The sequence below is a fragment of the Leifsonia sp. NPDC102414 genome (assembly GCF_044765685.1).
Lineage (GTDB): Bacteria > Actinomycetota > Actinomycetes > Actinomycetales > Microbacteriaceae > Leifsonia.
Genome location: NZ_JBIWKN010000001.1, coordinates 1,135,525 through 1,154,319 on the forward strand (window position 1 = coordinate 1,135,525; position 18,795 = coordinate 1,154,319).

The window sequence follows — 18,795 nt, forward strand, 5'->3', positions numbered from 1 at the left end:
CCTACTTGCCGAGGGACAGCGCCGCGGTGTCGATCGCCTCCTCCTGTCGGCGCAGCGCAGGCACCCCGGCGACGATCGGCGTCAGGATGCCGATGCCGAGCGCGACGACGACGCCGATATCGGTCATGCCGATGTCACTGTCGGGCGCTATGCCGACCAGCCGGAACAGGTAGCCTTCCCAGCTCAGCCACGGCAGGTCGGACGAGATGAGCCCGAGGCCCACCGCCGAGGCGGCCACGAGCATCCACAGGTTGGTCCAGCGCCAGTCCGGGTATGCACCGCCGCTGTGCAGGAGGGACGGCTGGTGGAACCGTCTGGTGCGCAGCATCATCTCGGCGATGAACAACCCCGCCCAGGCCGCGACGGGCACGGCGAGGGTGGTCGGCAGGCTCCGCACGACGCTCGACAGGTCGCTCACCGTCGCCGCGAGCACGAACCCGGCGAGGGCGATCGCCCCGCCGACCGCCACGGTGCTCCAGCGCCTGCCGAGACGCGCGCCGAGCGCCTCCAGCGTGAACCCGCCAGAGTAGATGTTGAGCACCAGCCCGGAGATCAGGCTGAGCGTCACGGCCAGCAGCAGCGGCACGGGATACCAGGCAGGGAGCCCGAGCTGGGAGAAGGCGCTCACCGGGTTGGCCGCGAAGTCGTCGGCGAGCGCCGTGTCAGAAGCGGCGAGCATCCCACCGTACGAGATGAGGATGAACGGAGGAAGGGCTGCGCCGAAGGTGGCCCAGAGCATCCCGGTCGCCCCGGACGATGTCGGCCGCTGGTAGCGGGCGACCTCGGCGCTGCTGTTCGCCCAGGCCAGCCCGAGATAGCTGAAGACGAGCACGGCGCCGGTGATGACGCGCAGCCAGATCGCGTCCGGCGCTGCCAGCGCTGTCGGCAGGTCGACGTACCGCCAGGTCGCCGCGATCATCACCACGATCAAGGCAGCGGATGCGATGGTCAGCACGAGCTGCACCCGCGCCACCAGCGCGTAGCCGAAGTACGCGACGGCGAGCGCGATGCCGATGGCGACGACGAGGCCGACGGTGGTCGGAATCAGCGGCTCGGCTGCCCAGCCCTCCGACGTGAACAGCGCGCCCACCGCCGCCCCGGCGAGCCAGAGCAGCACGGCGCCCCAGAAGATCCTGGTCAGCAGAGCGAGAGCGGCGGGCACGACGTTGCCGCGCAGGCCGAAGGTCGCACGCGACACCACCATGGTCGGCTGCCCGCTCCACTTCCCGGCGAGCGTGCCGAGCCCGAGCGGCAGGAACGACAGCGCGACGCCGATCAGCGTCGCGACCAGCATCTGCCGCAGGCTGAGGCCGAGCGTGAACAGAGTCGCGCCGACGCCGACGCTGATCAGCGACGACGTGCCGGCGAACCACAGCCAGAACAACCGGGATGCGCGCCCGACCCTGCGCTCGACCGGCGTCGGCCGCAGGTCGGCGTCCTCCACCTCGAACAGCGGCGCAGGCACGGGCTCGTCGCCGAACAGGATGCGCTCGTCCGACGCGACTCGCTGACTCGCGACGGGAGCGGCGAGCGAGCCCGTCGGCAGCACGACGTCGTCTGCGTCGTCTGCGAGGTCGGCGTCGATCGCATCCGCCACCGGCCCCGCCGCCCCGAGGTCGTGTCCGGCCAGGGCATCGGCCTGCAGCACGGGCAGCGGCACGGAGTCGAGACTCGGCGCATCCGGGTGCTCCACCGGCAACGGGAGGAGCGGGAGCAGCGGCACGATCGGCACAGGCTCCGAGTCGCGAGGGGCCACCTCCTCCGGCACGAAGTCCAACGGCTCAGGCCGCTGCACCCGCGGTCCCGGATGCGCGGCGGCGGCGGGCGCGATCCACGCGCTGAACGTCGGCTGCGGGCCTGAGGTGCGGCGAGGGACGGGGAGGTCGTCGAAGCTGATGAGCTGGGTCGGGGTGCCGTCGGTGTCGGAGTCGGAGTCCGGCTCCGGCTCCGGCTCTGGCTCTGTATTCGGCGAAGTGCCTGCATCCGGCGCAGTTCCGGCATCCCGCGCGCGCTGGATCGGGATCGCCGCCGTCGCGCGGGCCTCCAGCACGCTCTCCAGGTGCTCGATCGCCGCCAGGGTGTCGTGCGCCGCCAGGTCGTGGCCGACGAGCTCCTTCACCTCGTCGTCGGTGAGGGAGGCCGGGTCCGGCTCGACCTCGTCGCCTTCCATGGGGCAAGACTAGCGACGAGTCGCGTCACGAAGCCGGTTCGCGCCCGCCGATTCGACCGATCGGCGTTACGATCGACTCGATGAGCGAGACGATCGAGACCCCGTACGAAGACCTGCTCCGCGACGTGCTCGCGAACGGAGCGCACAAATCCGATCGCACGGGCACGGGGACGCGCAGCGTGTTCGGCCGGCAGTTGCGGTTCGACCTCGCCGACGGCTTCCCGCTCATCACCACCAAGCGCGTGCACTTCAAGTCGATCGCCTACGAACTGCTCTGGTTCCTTCGCGGCGACAGCAACGTCGGCTGGCTGCGTGAGAACGGCGTCACCATCTGGGACGAGTGGGCGGACGAGAACGGCGAGCTCGGCCCGGTCTACGGCGTGCAGTGGCGCTCCTGGCCAGCGCCGGACGGCACGCACATCGACCAGATCAGCCAGGTGATCGACACCCTGCGCAGCGACCCGGACTCGCGCCGCATCATCGTCTCGGCGTGGAATGTCGCCGACATCCCGCAGATGGCCCTCGCTCCCTGCCACGCGTTCTTCCAGTTCTACGTCGCAGACGGCAAGCTCTCCTGCCAGCTCTACCAGCGCAGCGCAGACATGTTCCTCGGCGTCCCGTTCAACATCGCCAGCTACGCGCTGCTCACGATGATGGTCGCCCAGCAGGTCGGCCTCGAGCCGGGCGAGTTCGTCTGGACGGGCGGAGACGTGCACATCTACGACAACCACGTCGAGCAGGTCACCGAGCAGCTGTCCCGCGATCCGTATCCCGCGCCGACGTTGCGGTTCGCCCGCACGCCGGAGAGCATCTTCGACTACCGCTTCGACGACTTCGTGATCGAGGGCTACCAGCACCACCCGGCCATCCGGGCGCTGGTCGCCGTATGAGCCTCGCGCTCATCTGGGCGGAGGCGCACGACGGCGTCATCGGCGCGGGCGGCACCATGCCGTGGCATCTGCCGGAGGACCTGAAGCACTTCCGCGAACTCACCGGAGACGACACGGTGGTCATGGGCCGACGCACCTGGGAGTCGCTGCCCGACCGCTTCCGGCCGCTTCCCGGCCGCAGGAACATCGTGGTCACCAGGCGGGCCGACTGGCAGGCGCCCGGCGCTGTCGTCGCCCACAGCATCCAGGATGCGCTGGCCGCCTCCACCTCGCAGACCACCTGGGTGATCGGCGGAGCAGAGCTCTACCGGCTCGCCCTCCCGTCCGCCGACCGCGTCGAGCTCACCGAGATCGACCTCGCCGTCGACGGCGACACCCACGCCCCCGCCATCGACGCCTCCTGGACCAGCGATCCCGGCCCCTGGCTCACCGCCGCCTCCGGGCTCCGCTACCGCTTCACCCGCCTCACCAGATGATCGAGTCCGAAGTTGATCACCCGTCGCCCCGGCGTGTCGGCTGAACAACTGCAGACTCGATGATCAGGTGAGTCCGGCGACGAGGTTGACGGTGGTGGCGAGGATGACCGAGCCGAACAGGTACGACAGCAGTGTGTGCCGCAGAATGGCACGCCGGATGTGCGGGTTGCCGATGTTCGTGTCGCTCACCTGGAACGTCATCCCGAGCGTGAAAGCCACGTAGGCGAAGTCGCTGTAGCGTGGCGGCTCGTCCTGGTTGAAGTCGATGCCGCCCTCTGGCTGGTGATAGTACATCCGGGCGTACCGCAGGGTGTAGATCGTGTGCACGAGCGTCCAGGACAGGGCGACCGACGCGATGGCGAGCAGCGCCAGCCACGCCTGCGGGGCGCCGTGGACCTGCCGCGCGGCGACGAGCACGAACACGATCGCGACCACCCCGGCAAGGCTCGCGATCAGCAGCAGCAGGTCGGAGGCGGTCGTGCCGGGATCCTCCCTCGTCGCGTGCGACCTGGTCTCGTCGGCGTCCATCCGCCAGACGATGGACCACACCCACACGATGTACACGACGCACGCGCCTGCCCACCCGGTGATGAGCGCGAACTGCCACTCTCCGAGCAGGCCGGTGATCATTGCGACGATGAAGCCGAACAGGAACGCAGCGATCATCCGCAGCCGGGAACGGCCGCGAACGGTCTTCAATTGGTCTGACACATCTGTGATGTTCGCACAGCCTGCCCTGAGGCGGCCCGCGCCACTGCGGGCGCGGCTACGATCGGATCGTGACTTCCGCGCCATCGCCCCTCGCCGATCTGTCCCCCGACGCGCTCCGCACTGCGCACGCCGAGTTCTCTGCGGCATACGAAACGCTGCGCTCCTCCGGTCTGAAGCTCGATCTCACTCGCGGCAAGCCGTCCGCCGAGCAGCTCGATCTGTCGAACGACCTGCTGCACCTGCCGGACGGCGCATACCGGGATGCGGCGGGCACCGACCTCCGCAACTACGGAGGAGCGACCGGCCTGCCAGAGTTGCGCGCCATCTTCTCCGACGCCGTGCAGGTGCCCACCGCCCAGCTCCTCGCGCTCGGCAACGCCAGCCTGACCGTGATGCACGACGTCATCGTGCAGGCGCTGCTGCACGGCGTCCCCGGCGGAGAGCGCCCGTGGGGTGCGCAGCCGATCAGCTTCCTGGCTCCCGTGCCCGGATACGACAGGCACTTCACGATCTGCGAGCGCTACGGCATCCGCCTCATCCCCGTGCCGCTGAACGACGACGGACCGGACGTGGATGCGGTCGCCGCCCTGCTCGCGGCAGACGACAGCATCAAGGGCATGTGGTGCGTCCCCGTCTACTCCAACCCCAGCGGCGCGGTGTACTCGGAGGAGGTCGTCCGCGCGCTCGTCTCGCTGCCCGCCGCGCCCGACTTCCGCCTGTTCTGGGACAACGCGTACGCGGTGCACCACCTCACCGACGAGCGACCTGCACCGTTCGACGTGCTGACGCTGGCCGCCGAGGCAGGCAACCCCGACCGGCCGCTGGTGTTCGCCTCCACCTCCAAGGTCACCTTCCCCGGCGCAGGCGTCGCGTTCGTCGGCGGCTCGCCGGCCAACGTCGAGTGGATGCTGCACAACCTCTCGGCGCAGAGCATCGGCCCCGACAAGCTCAACCAGCTCCGCCACGCGCAGTTCCTCCGCGACGCGGACGGCCTCTCCGCCCACATGGAGAAGCACCGCGCCATCCTGGAGCCGAAGTTCGACGCGGTCTCCCGCATCTTCGAGAAGCGCCTGGCACCATACGGCGCCGGCGCCTGGACGGCTCCGAAGGGCGGGTACTTCGTCAGCCTGGACGTGCTCGACGGCTGCGCGAAGCGTGCGGTGCAGCTCGCGGCGGAGGCCGGCATCGCCGTGACCCCGGCCGGTGCCACCTTCCCGTACGGCGACGACCCTCGGGATGCGAACATCCGCATCGCGCCGACCTTCCCGCCGCTCGCCGAGCTCGAGACAGCGCTCGACGGCCTGTGCACGGCGATCCTGCTGGCCGAGGCAGAGCTGCTGCTGGCGAACGGCCTCGCCGACGAGGCATGACCAGCTGGAGGGTGCGCGAGAGCGTCGAGGACGACTGGCAGGCATACCGCGCCATCCGCCTCGAAATGCTCGAGGACACGCCCATCGCGTTCCTGGACACGCTGGAGCACGCCAGAGCGCTCCCGGACGAGCACTGGCGCAACCGGGCAGCCAATGCGTCGTCGTCGAGCCGCCTGTTCGCGGCGGTCGACGACGACGGACGCTGGCTCGGCACGATGGGCGGTTTCCAGGCCATCGGAGCGCCGAACCCGCACCTCGTCGGTGTCTACATCACGCCCGGTTTCCGCGGTCGGGCGCACGGTATGGCCGATGCCCTTCTGGATGCGGTGATCGCCTGGTCACGCCCGCGCGGCACCCGACTGCTCCTGCAGGTGCATGAGCACAACCCTGCGGCGATCCGCTTCTACACCCGCCGCGGCTTCGCCCTCACCGGCGCCACAGAGCCGTACCCCCTGAACCCCGCCGCCCGCGAGCTGGAGATGGCTCTCCCCCTCTCCCGCCCCTGACCGTCGAGTCCGACGTCGTTCAGGCGACACGCGGAGGCGGGACGTGAACGACGTCGGGCTCGATCGCTGTGGACGGGGCGGCGTCACGCCTCCCCGAAGCCGGTCTCGACCAGGGCGGCCAGGGCATCCACTGCGGGCACGCCTCCGTCATCGGACGACGCGATCTCGGCTGTGGTCCCCGCGGTCAGTCCGAGCGACATGATGCCGAGGAGGCTCTTGGCGTCCTTGCCGTTGACGGTGACGGACGCGCCGAACGTGTTGGCGAGCTTGACGAACTCGGCGGCAGGCCTGGCGTGAAGACCGTCCTTGTTGCGCAGGACGACCTCACGGACGTACCGGCCGGTCGGCGCCGCTGGTGCCGCGGCTGCCGCCGTGGCGGCGGGAGCGGATGCAGCTGCGTCGGCCCACGCAGTCCGCGCACCCTCCGCAGCTGCGACGACCTCGGCGAGACCGGCGCCGCTCTCCGCGGCCACCGCCGCGGCGACACCGCCTTCCACGAACGGCACGTCGATGACGGCCACCGCCGCCCGCTGCTCGTCCGACAGGAATTCGAGCACGGTCTCGGCCGTCAGAAGCGCTGAGCCGAGGTCGCTGATGACAACGACCCCCGCCCCGCCGTCCGCCTCGCCGACAGCGGCGTTGACCTTGGCGAAGCTCGTCCCGATCCCGTCGTCGTCCGTTCCACCGGCGGCGAGCAGCCGCACGGACGGCGCCATCTGCCCCGCAAGGGCGACAGCACCGTCCGCCAGCTGCACGCTGTGCGACACGAAGACGATCCCGACCCGCCGCTCAGTCATCGGCCGCCGCCTCTGCCGCTGCACGGAGCAAGAGCGCGGTCGACTGCGCACCGGGGTCCCTGTGACCGGCCGACCGTTCGCCCAGGTAGCTCGCGCGCCCCTTGCGGGCCACGAGCGGCTCCGTTGCGACGGCCCCCGCCTCTGCGGCGTCGGCTGCTTCGCGCAGCACGTCGGCCGGCGTCCCGCCGTCCTCCGCTGCGGTCGATGCCGCCGTCACGGCAGGGGTCCAGGCGTCGATCATGGTCTTGTCCCCGACCTCCGCCTTGCCGCGGGAGACGATCCCGTCGCGGGCGGCGGCGAGGACGGCGACCAGCGTGTCCGCGTCGATCTGCGTGGCGTCGCCGATCGGGTCGCCCGCCTTCAGGAACGCTGTCCCGTAGAGCGGGCCCGACGCGCCGCCGACCGTGGAGATGAGGGTCATGGCGATCGACCGGAACGCGGCGTTCGGCGTCGCGTCCTCCGGCAGCTTTCCGAGCGCATCCACCACGGCGCGCATCCCGCGGTCCATGTTCTCGCCGTGGTCGCCGTCGCCGATCTCGCGGTCGAGCGTGTTCAGCTCGTGCTTGTGCTCGGCGATGACGGCAGCGGCGGCCGTCATCCAGGACTTCACCCAGTTCGTGTCGAGCGCCATGAGCGCCTCCTCTCGCACGGTTCTCAGAGTCCCCAGCGGAGTGCGGCGGTGTGCACCGGCGCATCCCAGAGGGCGGTCAGTTCGTCGTCCAGCTTCAGCACCGAGATGGATGCTCCCTGCATCTCGAGGGAGGTCACCAGGCTGCCGACCAGGGAACGGCCGAGGGTGATGCCGCGCTCGTCCAGGATCTGAGCCGCGCGCCGGAACACGATGTACAGCTCGGACAGCGGAGTGCCTCCCATCCCGTTGACGAACAGCAGCACCGAGTCCCCGGATGCGAACGGGAGGTCGTCGAGGATCGCGGCCATCATGCGGTCCACCAGCGCGTCGGCCGGCTGCACCTTGACCCGCTCCCTGCCGGGCTCGCCGTGGATGCCGACACCGAACTCGATCTCGTCGTCCGCCAGGTCGAAGCCGGGCTCCCCCGCGTGCGGGACCGTTCCGGCCGACAACGCGAGGCCGATCGACCTGACGTTGGCGTTGACCCTCTCCGCGATGGCGGTGACCCCGTCGAGGTCGTCTCCACGATCGGCTGCCGCCCCGGCGATCTTCTCGACGAGCACCGTGCCCGCGACGCCGCGACGCCCAGCGGTGTACAGCGAGTCCTGCACAGCCACGTCGTCGTTGGTGACGACCGCCCTGACCGTGATGCCCTCCGCCGCGACCAGATCGGCGGCCGTCTCGAAGTTCAGCACGTCTCCGGTGTAGTTCTTCACGATGTGCAGTACGCCGGCGCCGCCGTCCGCCGCTTTCGTCGCTTCGACGATCGGCATGGGCGTCGGAGAGGTGAACACCTCGCCTGGGACGGCGGCATCGAGCATCCCTTTGCCGACGAAACCGGCGTGCAGGGGTTCGTGACCGCTTCCGCCGCCGCTGATCAGGCCGACCTTGCCCTGCACAGGACCGTCGGTCCTGGACACGAAGCGCGGGTCGTGGGACACCTTCACGATGTCCGAGTGAGCTCGGGCGAATCCGTCGAGGGATTCGTCCACGACGTCGGGTACGCCGTTGATGAGCTTCTTCATCGAAACCCTTTCCACTGCTGTCAGTGCGTCGCCGCTATCCATTCCTCGAGCTTCGCGGCCGCAGCCCCGGAGTCGATCGCTTCGGCGGCGATCGCCATTTGCGAACGGAACCGATCCAGGATGGCTTCCTGAACCCTCGACGGGTCGGACGCGAGCTCGTATGCCACGAGCCCTGCCGCCGCGTTGAGCAACACGATGTCGCGCACGGGGCCTGTTTCGCCCGCGAGCACGGCACGTACGACGCCGGCGTTGTACGCGGCGTCCTTTCCGAGCAGATCGTCCATCTTCGCGCGGGGGACGCCCAGGTCGCGCGGGTCGATGTCGTGCTCGGTGACGAGGCCTCTGGAGACCTCCCAGACGTGGCTGTGGCCGGTGGTCGACAGCTCGTCGAGACCGTCGTCTCCGCGGAAGACCAGCGCGGTCGCGCCGCGGGTCTGGAAGACGCCGACGAACAGGGGCACGCGGTCGAGCGATGCGACGCCGACGGCGGAGGCCTCCGGCCTGGCCGGGTTGCACAGCGGGCCGAGGTAGTTGAACACGGTCGGGACGCCGAGCTGGGCGCGGACGGGGCCCGCGTTCGCGAATCCGGGGTGGAAGGCGCTCGCGAACGCGAAGGTGATCCCGGCCTTCTCCAACACCTCCGCCACCTTCTCGGCGGGAAGCGTGAGGTCGATCCCGAGCGCCGCGAGCACGTCAGATGAGCCGGACGAGGAGCTCGCCGCCCTGTTGCCGTGCTTGATCACGGGCACTCCGGCCGCCGCGGCGACGATGGATGCGGTGGTCGACACGTTAACGGTGCCGAACCTGTCGCCTCCCGTGCCCACGATGTCGAGCGCCATCGGGTTCACAGGGAGCGGAACGGCGTGGTCGAGGATCGCGTCGCGGAAGCCGACGATCTCGTCGACCGTCTCCCCCTTCGCACGCAGCGCGATGAGGAATCCTGCGACCTGCGCCTCCGTTGCTTCGCCGGTCATCACCTGGTCCATCGCCCACGCCGCGTCCGCCACGCTGAGGTCTTCGCCCCCGAGAAGGGTGGTGAGCACGGACGACCAGGACTGCATTTCCGACATGTACCGATCCTACTGAGCGCGCGCCCCGGTGCGGCAACCCGCGTGGAACAGGCGAATTTAGGGCATCCTAACCAGATTTAACCGCGATTCCGGCCTGTCGGATGAGAAAACCACGGCTTCTTTTCAGCCATAATGGTTACCGTGACGAGCACCTCAATATCTCCTACGGCGAGTGCGCCTACGATCAACCGGCCCAATGTCGTGGCCGTCGGCACCATTGTCTGGCTGGGCAGTGAGGTCATGTTCTTCGCGGGCCTGTTCGCGATCTACTTCACCCTCAAGTCCACGTCCCCCGACCTGTGGGCGGCCGAGACGGCGCACTTGAACATCCCGTACTCGCTGACGAACACGATCATCCTGGTCGCCAGTTCGTTCACCTGCCAGTTCGGTGTGTTCGCCGCGGAGCGCCTGCAGCCGCGCGCAACGGGCTGGAGCCCGCTCAAGTGGGGCATGGTCGAGTGGTTCACGGTCTCGTACGCACTCGGCGCCATCTTCGTCTCCGGGCAGATCCTCGAGTACGCAACGCTCGTCTCCGAGGGCATCTCCCTCAGCTCCAACGCATACGGCTCGGCGTTCTACCTGACCACCGGCTTCCACGGCCTCCACGTCACGGGCGGCCTCATCGCGTTCCTCCTCGTCATCGGCCGCGCGTTCGCGGTCAAGACCTTCGGCCACAAGGAGGCGACGAGCGCCATCGTCGTCTCGTACTACTGGCACTTCGTCGACGTCGTGTGGATCGGACTGTTCGCGGTCATCTACATCATCAGATAGAACAACAGGAGCTGACCTACCCACCATGCGTCCGAAAAACCGCACCAAGACGAAGACCGTCCGCAAGGGCGGCCGCCGTCATCCCCTCGCCACCGTCGCGCTGATCGCGATCGGCCTCGGCCTCACCGGAGGCGCGTACGCGGCGTTCAACACGACCACCGCGTCCGCTGAGACCCAGCAGGTCCAGGCCGCGTCGCAAGACACGGTCGACCAGGGCAAGAAGCTGTTCCAGTCGAACTGCGCCACCTGCCACGGCCTCGACGCCCAGGGAACCGTCAACGCACCGAGCCTCATCGGCGTCGGCGCCGCCTCCGTCGACTTCCAGGTCGGCACGGGCCGCATGCCGATGCAGATGCAGGGCCCGCAGGCCCCGGAGAAGCCGGTCCAGTTCACCGACGAGCAGGTCAAGCAGCTCGCAGCGTACGTCGCATCGCTGGCTCCTGGCCCCTCGATCCCCGAGCAGAAGTACCTCGACGGCAAGGGCGACGCCGCCAACGGTGCAGAGCTCTTCCGCATCAACTGCGCGATGTGCCACAACGTCGCTGGCGCCGGTGGCGCACTGACGGAGGGCAAGTACGCTCCCCCGCTCACTGGCGTGAGCGCCCAGCACATCTACGAGGCCATGGTCACGGGCCCGCAGAACATGCCCGTGTTCAACGACCTGAACATCACGCCGCAGGGCAAGGCAGACATCATCACGTACCTCAAGTACATCCAGAACAACCCGTCCCCCGGCGGCTTCGAGCTCGGTTCGCTCGGCCCGGTCGCGGAGGGTCTCTTCCTCTGGATCTTCGGACTCGGCGCCATCGTCGCGCTGACCGTCTGGATCACGGCGAAGTCGAACTAGCCGGTACTCGGGACATGTCACAGCTTAAGAAGGAGAACAATGGCACACGACGATAACAGCGGTCACGAGCTGACCTCTGCCAGTTCGTCAGCCGTCGACGTGCACAGGACGGGCGACCCGGGAACGGCGCTGATCATCCGCGACGAGCTGGAGAACCCCGGCTTCCCGCCGCACCGCCCCCGCGTCACCGACCTCGACCCCAAGAAGGAACGTCGGGCGGAGCGCACCGTATACACGCTCTTCTACCTGTCGATCGTCGGCAGCGTCTGGGCCGTCGCGGCGTACATGGCGTTCCCGATCAACGACAGCGACCCAGGCTCCGTCCGCCTGAACAACCTGTTCATCGGCATCGGCATCGCCCTCGCACTCCTCGCCATCGGCATCGGCGCTGTGCACTGGGGCAAGGCCCTCATGCACGAGAAGGAGGGCGTCGACCTCCGTCACCCCGTCCGCGGGGCCGAGTCGACCACCGAGCGTGCAGCTGAGATCTTCAAGCAGGCAGACGAGGAGTCCGGTTTCAGCCGTCGCGTGCTCGTGCGCAACAGCTTGATCGGCGCCCTCATCGCCTTCCCGCTGCCCGCTGTCGTCCTCTTCCGCGGGCTCGCTCCGCAGAACGAGGACCCGGTGGAGCTGCTCTCGCAGACCATGTGGGCCAAGGGCATCCGCCTCACCCGCGACCCGTCCGGCACGCCGATCAAGGCGTCCGACGTCACACTCGGCAGCGCCTTCCACGTCATCCCGGAAGGGTTGAACGAGAAGGAGAACCGTCTCGAGGAGAAGGCCAAGGCGGCCGTCCTCCTCATGCGCCTCAAGCCCGAAGACCTCCACGTCTCCAAGGGCCGTGAGAACTGGAACTACGACGGAATCGTCGCATACTCCAAAATCTGCACGCACGTCGGATGCCCCGTCGCACTCTACGAGCAGCAGACCCACCACCTTCTGTGCCCGTGCCACCAGTCGCAGTTCGACATCACGCACGAGGCAGAGGTGATCTTCGGCCCGGCCAAGCGTCCGCTTCCGCAGCTGCCGATCACCGTGGACGCCGACGGCTACTTGGTCGCGCGCAGCGACTTCACCGAGCCTGTCGGCCCGAGCTTCTGGGAGCGTCATTGAGCACCACGACCGCCGCACCTGCCGCGGCACAAGCACCGGCCAAGAAGGGTGGGTTCACGGCAGCAGCCGCGAACTACCTGGAAGACCGCACCAGCATCTCGGGCGCCGTCAAGGAGTTCGGCCGGAAGATCTTCCCCGACCACTGGTCCTTCCTCCTCGGTGAGGTCGCCCTCTACTCGTTCATCGTCATCCTGCTGTCCGGAACGTTCCTCACGTTCTTCTTCCAGGCATCGATGGCCGAGGTGGTCTACCACGGCTCGTACGTCCCGCTGAAGGGCGTCGAGATGTCGGCCGCGATGTCGAGCACGCTCAACATCTCGTTCGAGATCCGCGGTGGGCTGCTCATGCGTCAGATCCACCACTGGGCGGCTCTGCTGTTCGTGGCGGCCATCGGCCTGCACATGCTCCGCATCTTCTTCACGGGCGCGTTCCGCAAGCCGCGCGAGCTCAACTGGGTGATCGGCTTCGTGCTCTTCATCCTCGCGATGGCAGAAGGCTTCACCGGCTACTCGCTCCCCGACGACCTGCTGTCCGGCAACGGCCTCCGCATCATCGACGGTCTGATCAAGGGTCTCCCCGTCGTCGGCACCTGGATCTCGTTCCTGCTCTTCGGCGGCGAGTTCCCCGGCACCGCGATCGTCGGACGACTGTATACGCTGCACATCCTGCTGCTCCCGGCACTCGTGCTCGCGTTCATCGCACTGCACCTGATGTTCGTGGTCATCCACAAGCACACCCAGTACGCGGCCCCCGGCCGCACGCAGGGCAACGTGGTCGGCTACCCGGTGCTCCCGGTTTACGCGGCGAAGGCCGGCGGCTTCTTCTTCATCGTGTTCGGTGTCGTCGCGCTCATGGCGTCCTTCTTCACCATCAACCCGATCTGGAACTACGGCCCGTACGACCCGTCGCCGGTGTCCGCCGGTACCCAGCCCGACTGGTACATCGGCTTCGCCGACGGCGCCCTGCGTCTGGTTCCGCCGGGCTGGGAGTTCGTCTGGCTGGACCGCACCTGGTCGTTCAACATCATCGTGCCTGTCGTGATCCTCGGTGTGTTCATCGTCACCGTGCTGATCTACCCCTTCATCGAGGCGTGGATCACCGGAGACAAGCGTGAGCACCACATCCTGGACCGCCCGCGCAACGCGGCTACCCGCACCGCCATCGGCGCGGCCGGTGTCACGTTCTACGCGGTCTTCTGGGCGGCGGCGAGCTCTGACATCATCGCGACGCACTTCAAGCTCACGATGGAGGGCGTCATCCACGCCCTGCAGGCTCTGCTCATCCTCGGCCCGATCATCGCCTACTTCGTCACCAAGCGCGTCTGCATCGCGCTGCAGAAGAAGGACCGCTCGATCGCGCTGCACGGCTATGAGTCCGGCCGTATCGTCAAGCTCCCTGGTGGCGAGTTCATCGAGGTGCACGAGCAGCTCGACGAGTACGAGCGCTGGCGCCTTGTCAGCTTCGAGAGCTACGAGCCGCTGATGATCCGTCCGAACAGCAAGGGCAAGATCACGGTCGGCAACAGGATGCGCGCGAGCATGTCCCGCTGGTTCTTCGAGGACCGCATCGTGCCACCCACCAAGGGCGAGCTCGAGTCGGGCCACGGCCACCACTGAGCCGCACCTGCTCCACCGACGTGAAAGCGCCGGCCGCGATCTTCGCGCCGGCGCTTTCGCGCATCCAGCTGCCGATTCCTTCCCCGTTGAGAGGCGACCCATGAGTCCGTCCGATGCCGACCGGCTGTCCGGTCTGGCGGAGTGGCTGCGCTGCCCCGTCTGCGGAGAGCCCCTGGAGCCCGCTGGACGCCTCAGGCTCGCCTGCGCTCGTGCACATAGCTTCGACGTGAACAAACGCGGCTACGTGACGCTCCTGGCCGCTGGGACGAAGTTCCAGGGGGACAGCGCAGCTATGCTCGACGCCCGCGATGCGGTGCTCGAGAGCGGCGCATACGCGCCCATCGCCGCCGCGGTCGCCCGCGCGGCGACCGGCACGCGCATACTCGACGCCGGAGCCGGCACCGGCTACTACCTGCGCGCTGCCCTGGCCGAGCATCCGGATGCGCACGGTCTGGCCATGGACCTCTCCCCCGCCGCCGTCGGCCGCGCAGCCCGCAGCTCCGACCGCATCCACGGGCTCGTAGCGGACACCTGGCAGCCTCTGCCGGTGCGCACGGCTGCAGCAGACAGCGTCATCGACGTGTTCGCCCCGCGCAACCTGCCGGAGTTCCACCGGGTGCTCCGTCCGGGCGGAACGCTCGTCGTGGTGGTCCCCCGCGCCGACCACCTGGCCGAGCTGCGCGCCACCGGAGCCATGCTCGACGTTCCCGCAGACAAGGCGGATGAGCTGATCACCACCGCAGAGCCGCTGTTCGCCCTCCAGACGCGCGAACACATCACGAAGGCTCTCGCACTCGACCCCGAACTCCTGGCCGCGCTGGTGGGCATGGGGCCGTCCGCACACCACGCACGGTCCACCCCGCCCGACGATGTCCTCACCGCGACCGTCTCCGTGGACGTCCTCCGGTTCACCCGCTAGCAAGCGAGCCTGCTCAGTTCGAGATGCGCACCCGGTAGCGCAGGTGCAGCACTCCGCTGCCCTGAACCACGGCCTCTGGACCGTCCAACAGGTGCTGTACATCGAGCGCGCCGAAGTAGCGCTTGCCCGACCCGAACACGACGGGCACCACGTCCATCCGCACCTCGTCGACCAGCCCGGCCGCGAACACCTGGCCACCCACATCGCCTGCGGCGACCTCGACGATGCGGTCACCGGCGAGCTCCTGCGCCGCGGTCACGGCCGCCTCGACGCCGTCGACGAAGACGAACGGCGCTGCCGGATCCCAGCCCTCCGGCTCCGGCCGGTGCGTCACGACCACCACGTGGTCCACACCGCTCGGAGGCTGTCCGTCCCAGCCGTCCGTGAGGTCGAAGACATGACGGCCCACGATCGTCACCGCGATCGCGTCCCAGTATGGCCGCGTGTAGTCGAATGACGTCTGCGACACCGTCAGAGCGCCGCTCTCGTCCAGGGGGACATCGCCACTGACCAACCAGTCGAACAGCGGTCCCGGCTGGTCGTCCTCGCCCGCGATGAAGCCGTCGACCGACACCGAGCTGTACATCACTACCGTTCCCACGGGATTCTCCTTTGCGTGTGGCTGCCCATCGTAGCGAGCGGCCGTCGCCGGAGGGGAACGCAGAAGCGCCGCACCCCGGAGGGATGCGGCGCTTCGAGCGAGTGCGATCAGCGGGCGAAGTAGCCGCGGTAGTACTCGTAGGTCCAGCCGATGATGCAGACGAGCGCGAACGCCACGCCGATGAAGCAGATCCAGAAGCCGACCGCGAGGCCGAGCATCACCAGACCGGCGCCGAAGGCGAGAGCCACCGGCCACCAGCTCCACGGGCTGAAGTGGCCCAGCTCCGGGTCGCCGTCGTCGATGTTGGCGTCAAGGCGGTCCTCCGGAAGCTCGCCGCCCTGGGAGGCGTGCGAGCGTCCGACGTAGAACGCGATGAAGGCGGCGAGGATCGCGCTCAGCGTGAGCGCGACCGTTCCGACCCACTCGACCTTCAGGTGCATCGGGTCGAGCAGGCTCCACACCGTGTAGACGATCGCCGAGAGGAAGAAGAAGATCGCGAGGATCCAGAAGAGGATGGCATTGGCTCTCATGGGTTACTTCACCTCGTTGTTCGCGACGTCGAGCACGGGGGCGTCCGGGGCGTCCTTGGCTCCGCCGACACCGATCGGGATGCCCGCCTCCGGGTGGTTCAGGTCGAACGCGGGAGACTCCGAACGGATGCGCGGGATCGACGTGAAGTTGTGGCGAGGCGGCGGGCAGCTGGTCGCCCATTCGAGCGAACGGCCGTAGCCCCACGGGTCGTTGACGGTGACCTTCGGGGCATTGCGCGCCGTGAGGTACACGTTCACGAAGAACGGGATCATCGAGATGGCGAGGATGCCTGCACCGATCGACGAGAGCTGGTTCATCCAGGTGAAGCCGTCGGACGGAAGGTAGGTCGCGTACCGACGCGGCATACCGACGACACCCAGCCAGTGCTGCACGAGGAAGGTGGTGTGGAAGCCGATGAACAGCAGCCAGAAGTGCCACTTGCCGAGCCGGTCGTTGAGCATCTTGCCCGTCCACTTCGGCCACCAGAAGTAGAAGCCGGCGAACATCGCGAAGACGACGGTTCCGAAGACGACGTAGTGGAAGTGGGCGACGACGAAGTACGTGTCGGACACGTGGAAGTCGAGCGGGGGCGACGCCAGGATGACACCCGTCAGACCACCGAAAGTGAACGTGATCAGGAAGCCGATCGACCACAGCATCGGCGACTCGAACGTCAGCGAGCCACGCCACATCGTGCCGATCCAGTTGAAGATCTTCACACCGGTCGGCACCGCGATGAGCATCGTCATCAGCGAGAACCACGGCAGCAGCACAGAGCCGGTCACGTACATGTGGTGAGCCCACACGGTGACGGACAGGGCAGCGATCGCGATCGTCGCGTAGATCAGGGTCTTGTAGCCGAAGATCGGCTTGCGGCTGAACACCGGGAAGATCTCCGACACGATGCCGAAGAACGGCAGCGCGATGATGTAGACCTCCGGGTGCCCGAAGAACCAGAACAAGTGCTGCCAGAGCAGGGCTCCGCCGTTGGCGGCGTCGTAGATGTGGGCGTCGAAGACACGGTCGGCCGCGAGGGCGAACATGGCGGCGGCGAGCACCGGGAAGGCCATCAGAACGAGGATCGAGGTGACGAGCGTGTTCCAGGTGAAGATCGGCATGCGGAACATCGTCATGCCAGGAGCGCGCATCGTGATGATCGTGGTGATGAAGTTCACCGCACCGAGGATGGTTCCGAATCCGGACAGACCGAGGCCGACCACCCAGAGATTGCCTCCCACCCCTGGTGAGAACGTCGTACTCGATAGTGGCGCGTACGCGAACCAGCCGAACGACGCTGCACCCTGCGGGGTGAGGAATCCGGCGACCGCGATCAGCGAGCCGAACGAGTAGAACCAGTACGCCAGAGCGTTCAGTCGCGGGAACGCGACGTCAGGCGCACCGATCTGCAGCGGCATGAGCACATTGGCGAAGCCGGCGAACAGCGGCGTCGCGAACATCAGCAGCATGATCGTGCCGTGCATGGTGAAGAGCTGGTTGTACTGCTCCTTGGTCTGCACGACCTCCAGTCCGGGCTCGAACAGCTGAGCACGGATGATGAGCGCCATCACTCCACCGATGAGGAAGTAGATGAACGACGAGATCAGGTACATGTACCCGATCGTCTTGTGGTCGGTCGACGTGATGTAGTTCACGAGGATGTTGCCCTTGCGCTCCACCTGGTTCGCGCCGAGGGCCGGATTGGCTTTCGGTGCGGGCGCCGTGGTCGCCGCTGGGGCCGGTGCTGTCGTCGTCATTCGTGGATGCCCTACTCGTTACCCTTGGGAGCGCCCGTTCCGGGCAGGTTCTGATTACGGTCGTACTCGGAGCCCAGCTGGCCCTCGAAGCCCTTGTCGCGCAGGCTCTGGATGTGGGCGTCGTACACATCCTGCGGAACGATCTTCACGTTGAAGAGCATCGCAGAGTGGTACTCGCCGCAGAGCTCGGCGCACTTTCCGACGAACGTGCCTGTGCGGCCCGTGGTCTCGAAGTACATGTAGTTGGTCTTGCCGGGGATGATGTCCTTCTTGTAGAGCATCGCCGGCACCCAGAAGGAGTGGATCACGTCGCGCGAGTCGAGCTGGATCGTGATCTTCTTACCCTCCGGCAGGTACAGGGTGGGGATCTCGCCCTCCTGCACGGAACCGGGGGTGGCGCTCGCGTCGTCCGGCTGCACCTGGATGCCCGGGTCGTACACGTTGTCCGTCACGTAGTTGAAGTCCCACGCCCACTGCTTCGCGTACACCTGGATCTTGAGGTCCGGCTTCGCGTACGGCTGCTCGATGGCGTTCTGGTCGCGCGCCGTGAAAGCGAAGAAGCCGAGCACGAGGATGAGCGGAACGATCGTGTAGAAGATCTCGATCGGCATGTTGTACCGCATCTGGACCGGCAGGCCGGTCTGTCCCTTGCGGCGGCGGTACACGATGACCGCCCAGACGATGAGACCCCAGACGATCACACCCACGATGAGGAGGACGATCCAGCTCGTCACCCACAGGCCGCTGATGCGCTCCGTGTGGTTGGTGACGGGCTCTTCACCCTCGACGAATCCGGGGAGGAATCCGTTCAGCTGTGCCTGCGTGCATCCCGCGAGAACGACGGCGAGCGTCGCTGCGATCGGGATGGCAGCCCATCGGAGACGGCGATTGTGACGCACCGGTGACCTTTCGAGTGACTCATGGACAGTTCACACGTAACTGTATTTGGCTGTATCCACCCTACTCCGCCGCACGCGCCGATTTGAACAGAAAGGGC

19 protein-coding genes are annotated in these 18,795 nt (G+C 67.7%); 9 read left to right on the top strand and 10 right to left on the bottom strand.

All coding sequences use genetic code 11. The features are described from left to right. Position 1: 1 nt before the first annotated feature. Positions 2-2,170, bottom strand: coding sequence for a purine-cytosine permease family protein (locus ACIRCZ_RS05445; RefSeq protein ID WP_402850456.1), 2,169 nt, complete (start codon positions 2,168-2,170; stop codon positions 2-4). A gap of 80 nt (positions 2,171-2,250) precedes the next feature. Here ACIRCZ_RS05445 and ACIRCZ_RS05450 point away from each other — a divergent pair, with 80 nt between their 5' ends. Both ACIRCZ_RS05450 and ACIRCZ_RS05455 read left to right on the top strand, forming a co-directional pair. Further along, positions 2,251-3,060: a thymidylate synthase gene (locus tag ACIRCZ_RS05450; protein ID WP_402850459.1), complete on the top strand. Its 810-nt coding sequence runs from the start codon at positions 2,251-2,253 to the stop codon at positions 3,058-3,060. Next, entirely contained in the window at positions 3,057-3,536 is a 480-nt protein-coding gene (locus ACIRCZ_RS05455) for a dihydrofolate reductase (protein WP_402850462.1), read from the top strand. Before ACIRCZ_RS05450 ends, ACIRCZ_RS05455 begins: the two co-directional genes overlap by 4 nt. A gap of 63 nt (positions 3,537-3,599) precedes the next feature. Here ACIRCZ_RS05455 and ACIRCZ_RS05460 read toward each other — a convergent pair whose 3' ends face one another. Continuing rightward, complete coding sequence (locus tag ACIRCZ_RS05460) at positions 3,600-4,247, bottom strand: DUF1345 domain-containing protein (protein WP_235500500.1); 648 nt, start codon at positions 4,245-4,247, stop codon at positions 3,600-3,602. Between the two features lie 68 nt (positions 4,248-4,315). On the opposite strand from ACIRCZ_RS05460, the gene ACIRCZ_RS05465 reads away from it, so the two are divergent. Beyond that, complete coding sequence (locus tag ACIRCZ_RS05465) at positions 4,316-5,617, top strand: aminotransferase class I/II-fold pyridoxal phosphate-dependent enzyme (RefSeq protein ID WP_402850466.1); 1,302 nt, start codon at positions 4,316-4,318, stop codon at positions 5,615-5,617. Continuing rightward, positions 5,614-6,123, top strand: a complete 510-nt coding sequence (locus ACIRCZ_RS05470; RefSeq protein WP_402850469.1) for a GNAT family N-acetyltransferase — start codon at positions 5,614-5,616, stop codon at positions 6,121-6,123. Before ACIRCZ_RS05465 ends, ACIRCZ_RS05470 begins: the two co-directional genes overlap by 4 nt. An 83-nt stretch (positions 6,124-6,206) precedes the next feature. On the opposite strand, the gene dhaM is transcribed toward ACIRCZ_RS05470, so the two are convergent. The 4 genes from dhaM to trpD are packed head-to-tail and all read right to left on the bottom strand — an operon-like array spanning position 6,207 to position 9,646. Then, positions 6,207-6,920, bottom strand: coding sequence for a dihydroxyacetone kinase phosphoryl donor subunit DhaM (gene dhaM, locus ACIRCZ_RS05475; RefSeq protein ID WP_402850472.1), 714 nt, complete (start codon positions 6,918-6,920; stop codon positions 6,207-6,209). Then, positions 6,913-7,551 (bottom strand): dihydroxyacetone kinase subunit DhaL, encoded by a 639-nt coding sequence (gene dhaL, locus ACIRCZ_RS05480; RefSeq protein ID WP_055896122.1) that lies wholly within the window; start codon positions 7,549-7,551, stop codon positions 6,913-6,915. The genes dhaM and dhaL overlap by 8 nt, the downstream gene beginning before the upstream one ends. A 23-nt stretch (positions 7,552-7,574) precedes the next feature. Continuing rightward, the gene (dhaK, locus tag ACIRCZ_RS05485) at positions 7,575-8,576 is read right to left on the bottom strand and encodes a dihydroxyacetone kinase subunit DhaK (protein WP_055896119.1); all 1,002 of its coding nucleotides are present in this window, start codon (positions 8,574-8,576) and stop codon (positions 7,575-7,577) included. Between the two features lie 20 nt (positions 8,577-8,596). Further along, entirely contained in the window at positions 8,597-9,646 is a 1,050-nt protein-coding gene (gene trpD, locus ACIRCZ_RS05490; protein ID WP_402850476.1) for an anthranilate phosphoribosyltransferase, read from the bottom strand. A 132-nt stretch (positions 9,647-9,778) separates the two neighbouring features. Here trpD and ACIRCZ_RS05495 point away from each other — a divergent pair, with 132 nt between their 5' ends. The 5 genes from ACIRCZ_RS05495 to ACIRCZ_RS05515 all read left to right on the top strand — a co-directional run bounded on the left by ACIRCZ_RS05495 (position 9,779) and on the right by ACIRCZ_RS05515 (position 14,912). After that, on the top strand, positions 9,779-10,417 hold the full coding sequence (locus tag ACIRCZ_RS05495) for a heme-copper oxidase subunit III (RefSeq protein WP_402850479.1): 639 nt from the start codon (positions 9,779-9,781) through the stop codon (positions 10,415-10,417). Positions 10,418-10,442: 25 nt separating this feature from the next. Continuing rightward, positions 10,443-11,264 carry a cytochrome c gene (locus ACIRCZ_RS05500; RefSeq protein WP_055896110.1) on the top strand — a complete coding sequence of 274 codons (822 nt, stop codon included), beginning with the start codon at positions 10,443-10,445 and terminating at the stop codon, positions 11,262-11,264. Positions 11,265-11,303: 39 nt separating this feature from the next. Continuing rightward, complete coding sequence (locus tag ACIRCZ_RS05505) at positions 11,304-12,377, top strand: Rieske 2Fe-2S domain-containing protein (protein WP_402850483.1); 1,074 nt, start codon at positions 11,304-11,306, stop codon at positions 12,375-12,377. Next, on the top strand, positions 12,374-13,993 hold the full coding sequence (locus ACIRCZ_RS05510; RefSeq protein WP_055896098.1) for a ubiquinol-cytochrome c reductase cytochrome b subunit: 1,620 nt from the start codon (positions 12,374-12,376) through the stop codon (positions 13,991-13,993). Before ACIRCZ_RS05505 ends, ACIRCZ_RS05510 begins: the two co-directional genes overlap by 4 nt. A 100-nt stretch (positions 13,994-14,093) precedes the next feature. Continuing rightward, positions 14,094-14,912 (top strand): putative RNA methyltransferase, encoded by an 819-nt coding sequence (locus ACIRCZ_RS05515; RefSeq protein WP_402850487.1) that lies wholly within the window; start codon positions 14,094-14,096, stop codon positions 14,910-14,912. A gap of 13 nt (positions 14,913-14,925) precedes the next feature. Here the strand turns inward: ACIRCZ_RS05515 and ACIRCZ_RS05520 are convergent, their stop codons facing one another. From ACIRCZ_RS05520 to coxB, 4 genes are all read right to left on the bottom strand, one after another. Then, entirely contained in the window at positions 14,926-15,513 is a 588-nt protein-coding gene (locus ACIRCZ_RS05520) for a dihydrofolate reductase family protein (RefSeq protein ID WP_402850490.1), read from the bottom strand. Between the two features lie 107 nt (positions 15,514-15,620). Then, positions 15,621-16,043 (bottom strand): cytochrome c oxidase subunit 4, encoded by a 423-nt coding sequence (locus tag ACIRCZ_RS05525; protein WP_055896090.1) that lies wholly within the window; start codon positions 16,041-16,043, stop codon positions 15,621-15,623. A 3-nt stretch (positions 16,044-16,046) separates the two neighbouring features. After that, positions 16,047-17,798: a cytochrome c oxidase subunit I gene (gene ctaD, locus ACIRCZ_RS05530; RefSeq protein ID WP_055896086.1), complete on the bottom strand. Its 1,752-nt coding sequence runs from the start codon at positions 17,796-17,798 to the stop codon at positions 16,047-16,049. A gap of 11 nt (positions 17,799-17,809) precedes the next feature. Beyond that, the gene (coxB, locus tag ACIRCZ_RS05535) at positions 17,810-18,697 is read right to left on the bottom strand and encodes a cytochrome c oxidase subunit II (RefSeq protein ID WP_402850494.1); all 888 of its coding nucleotides are present in this window, start codon (positions 18,695-18,697) and stop codon (positions 17,810-17,812) included. Positions 18,698-18,795 lie beyond the last annotated feature (98 nt).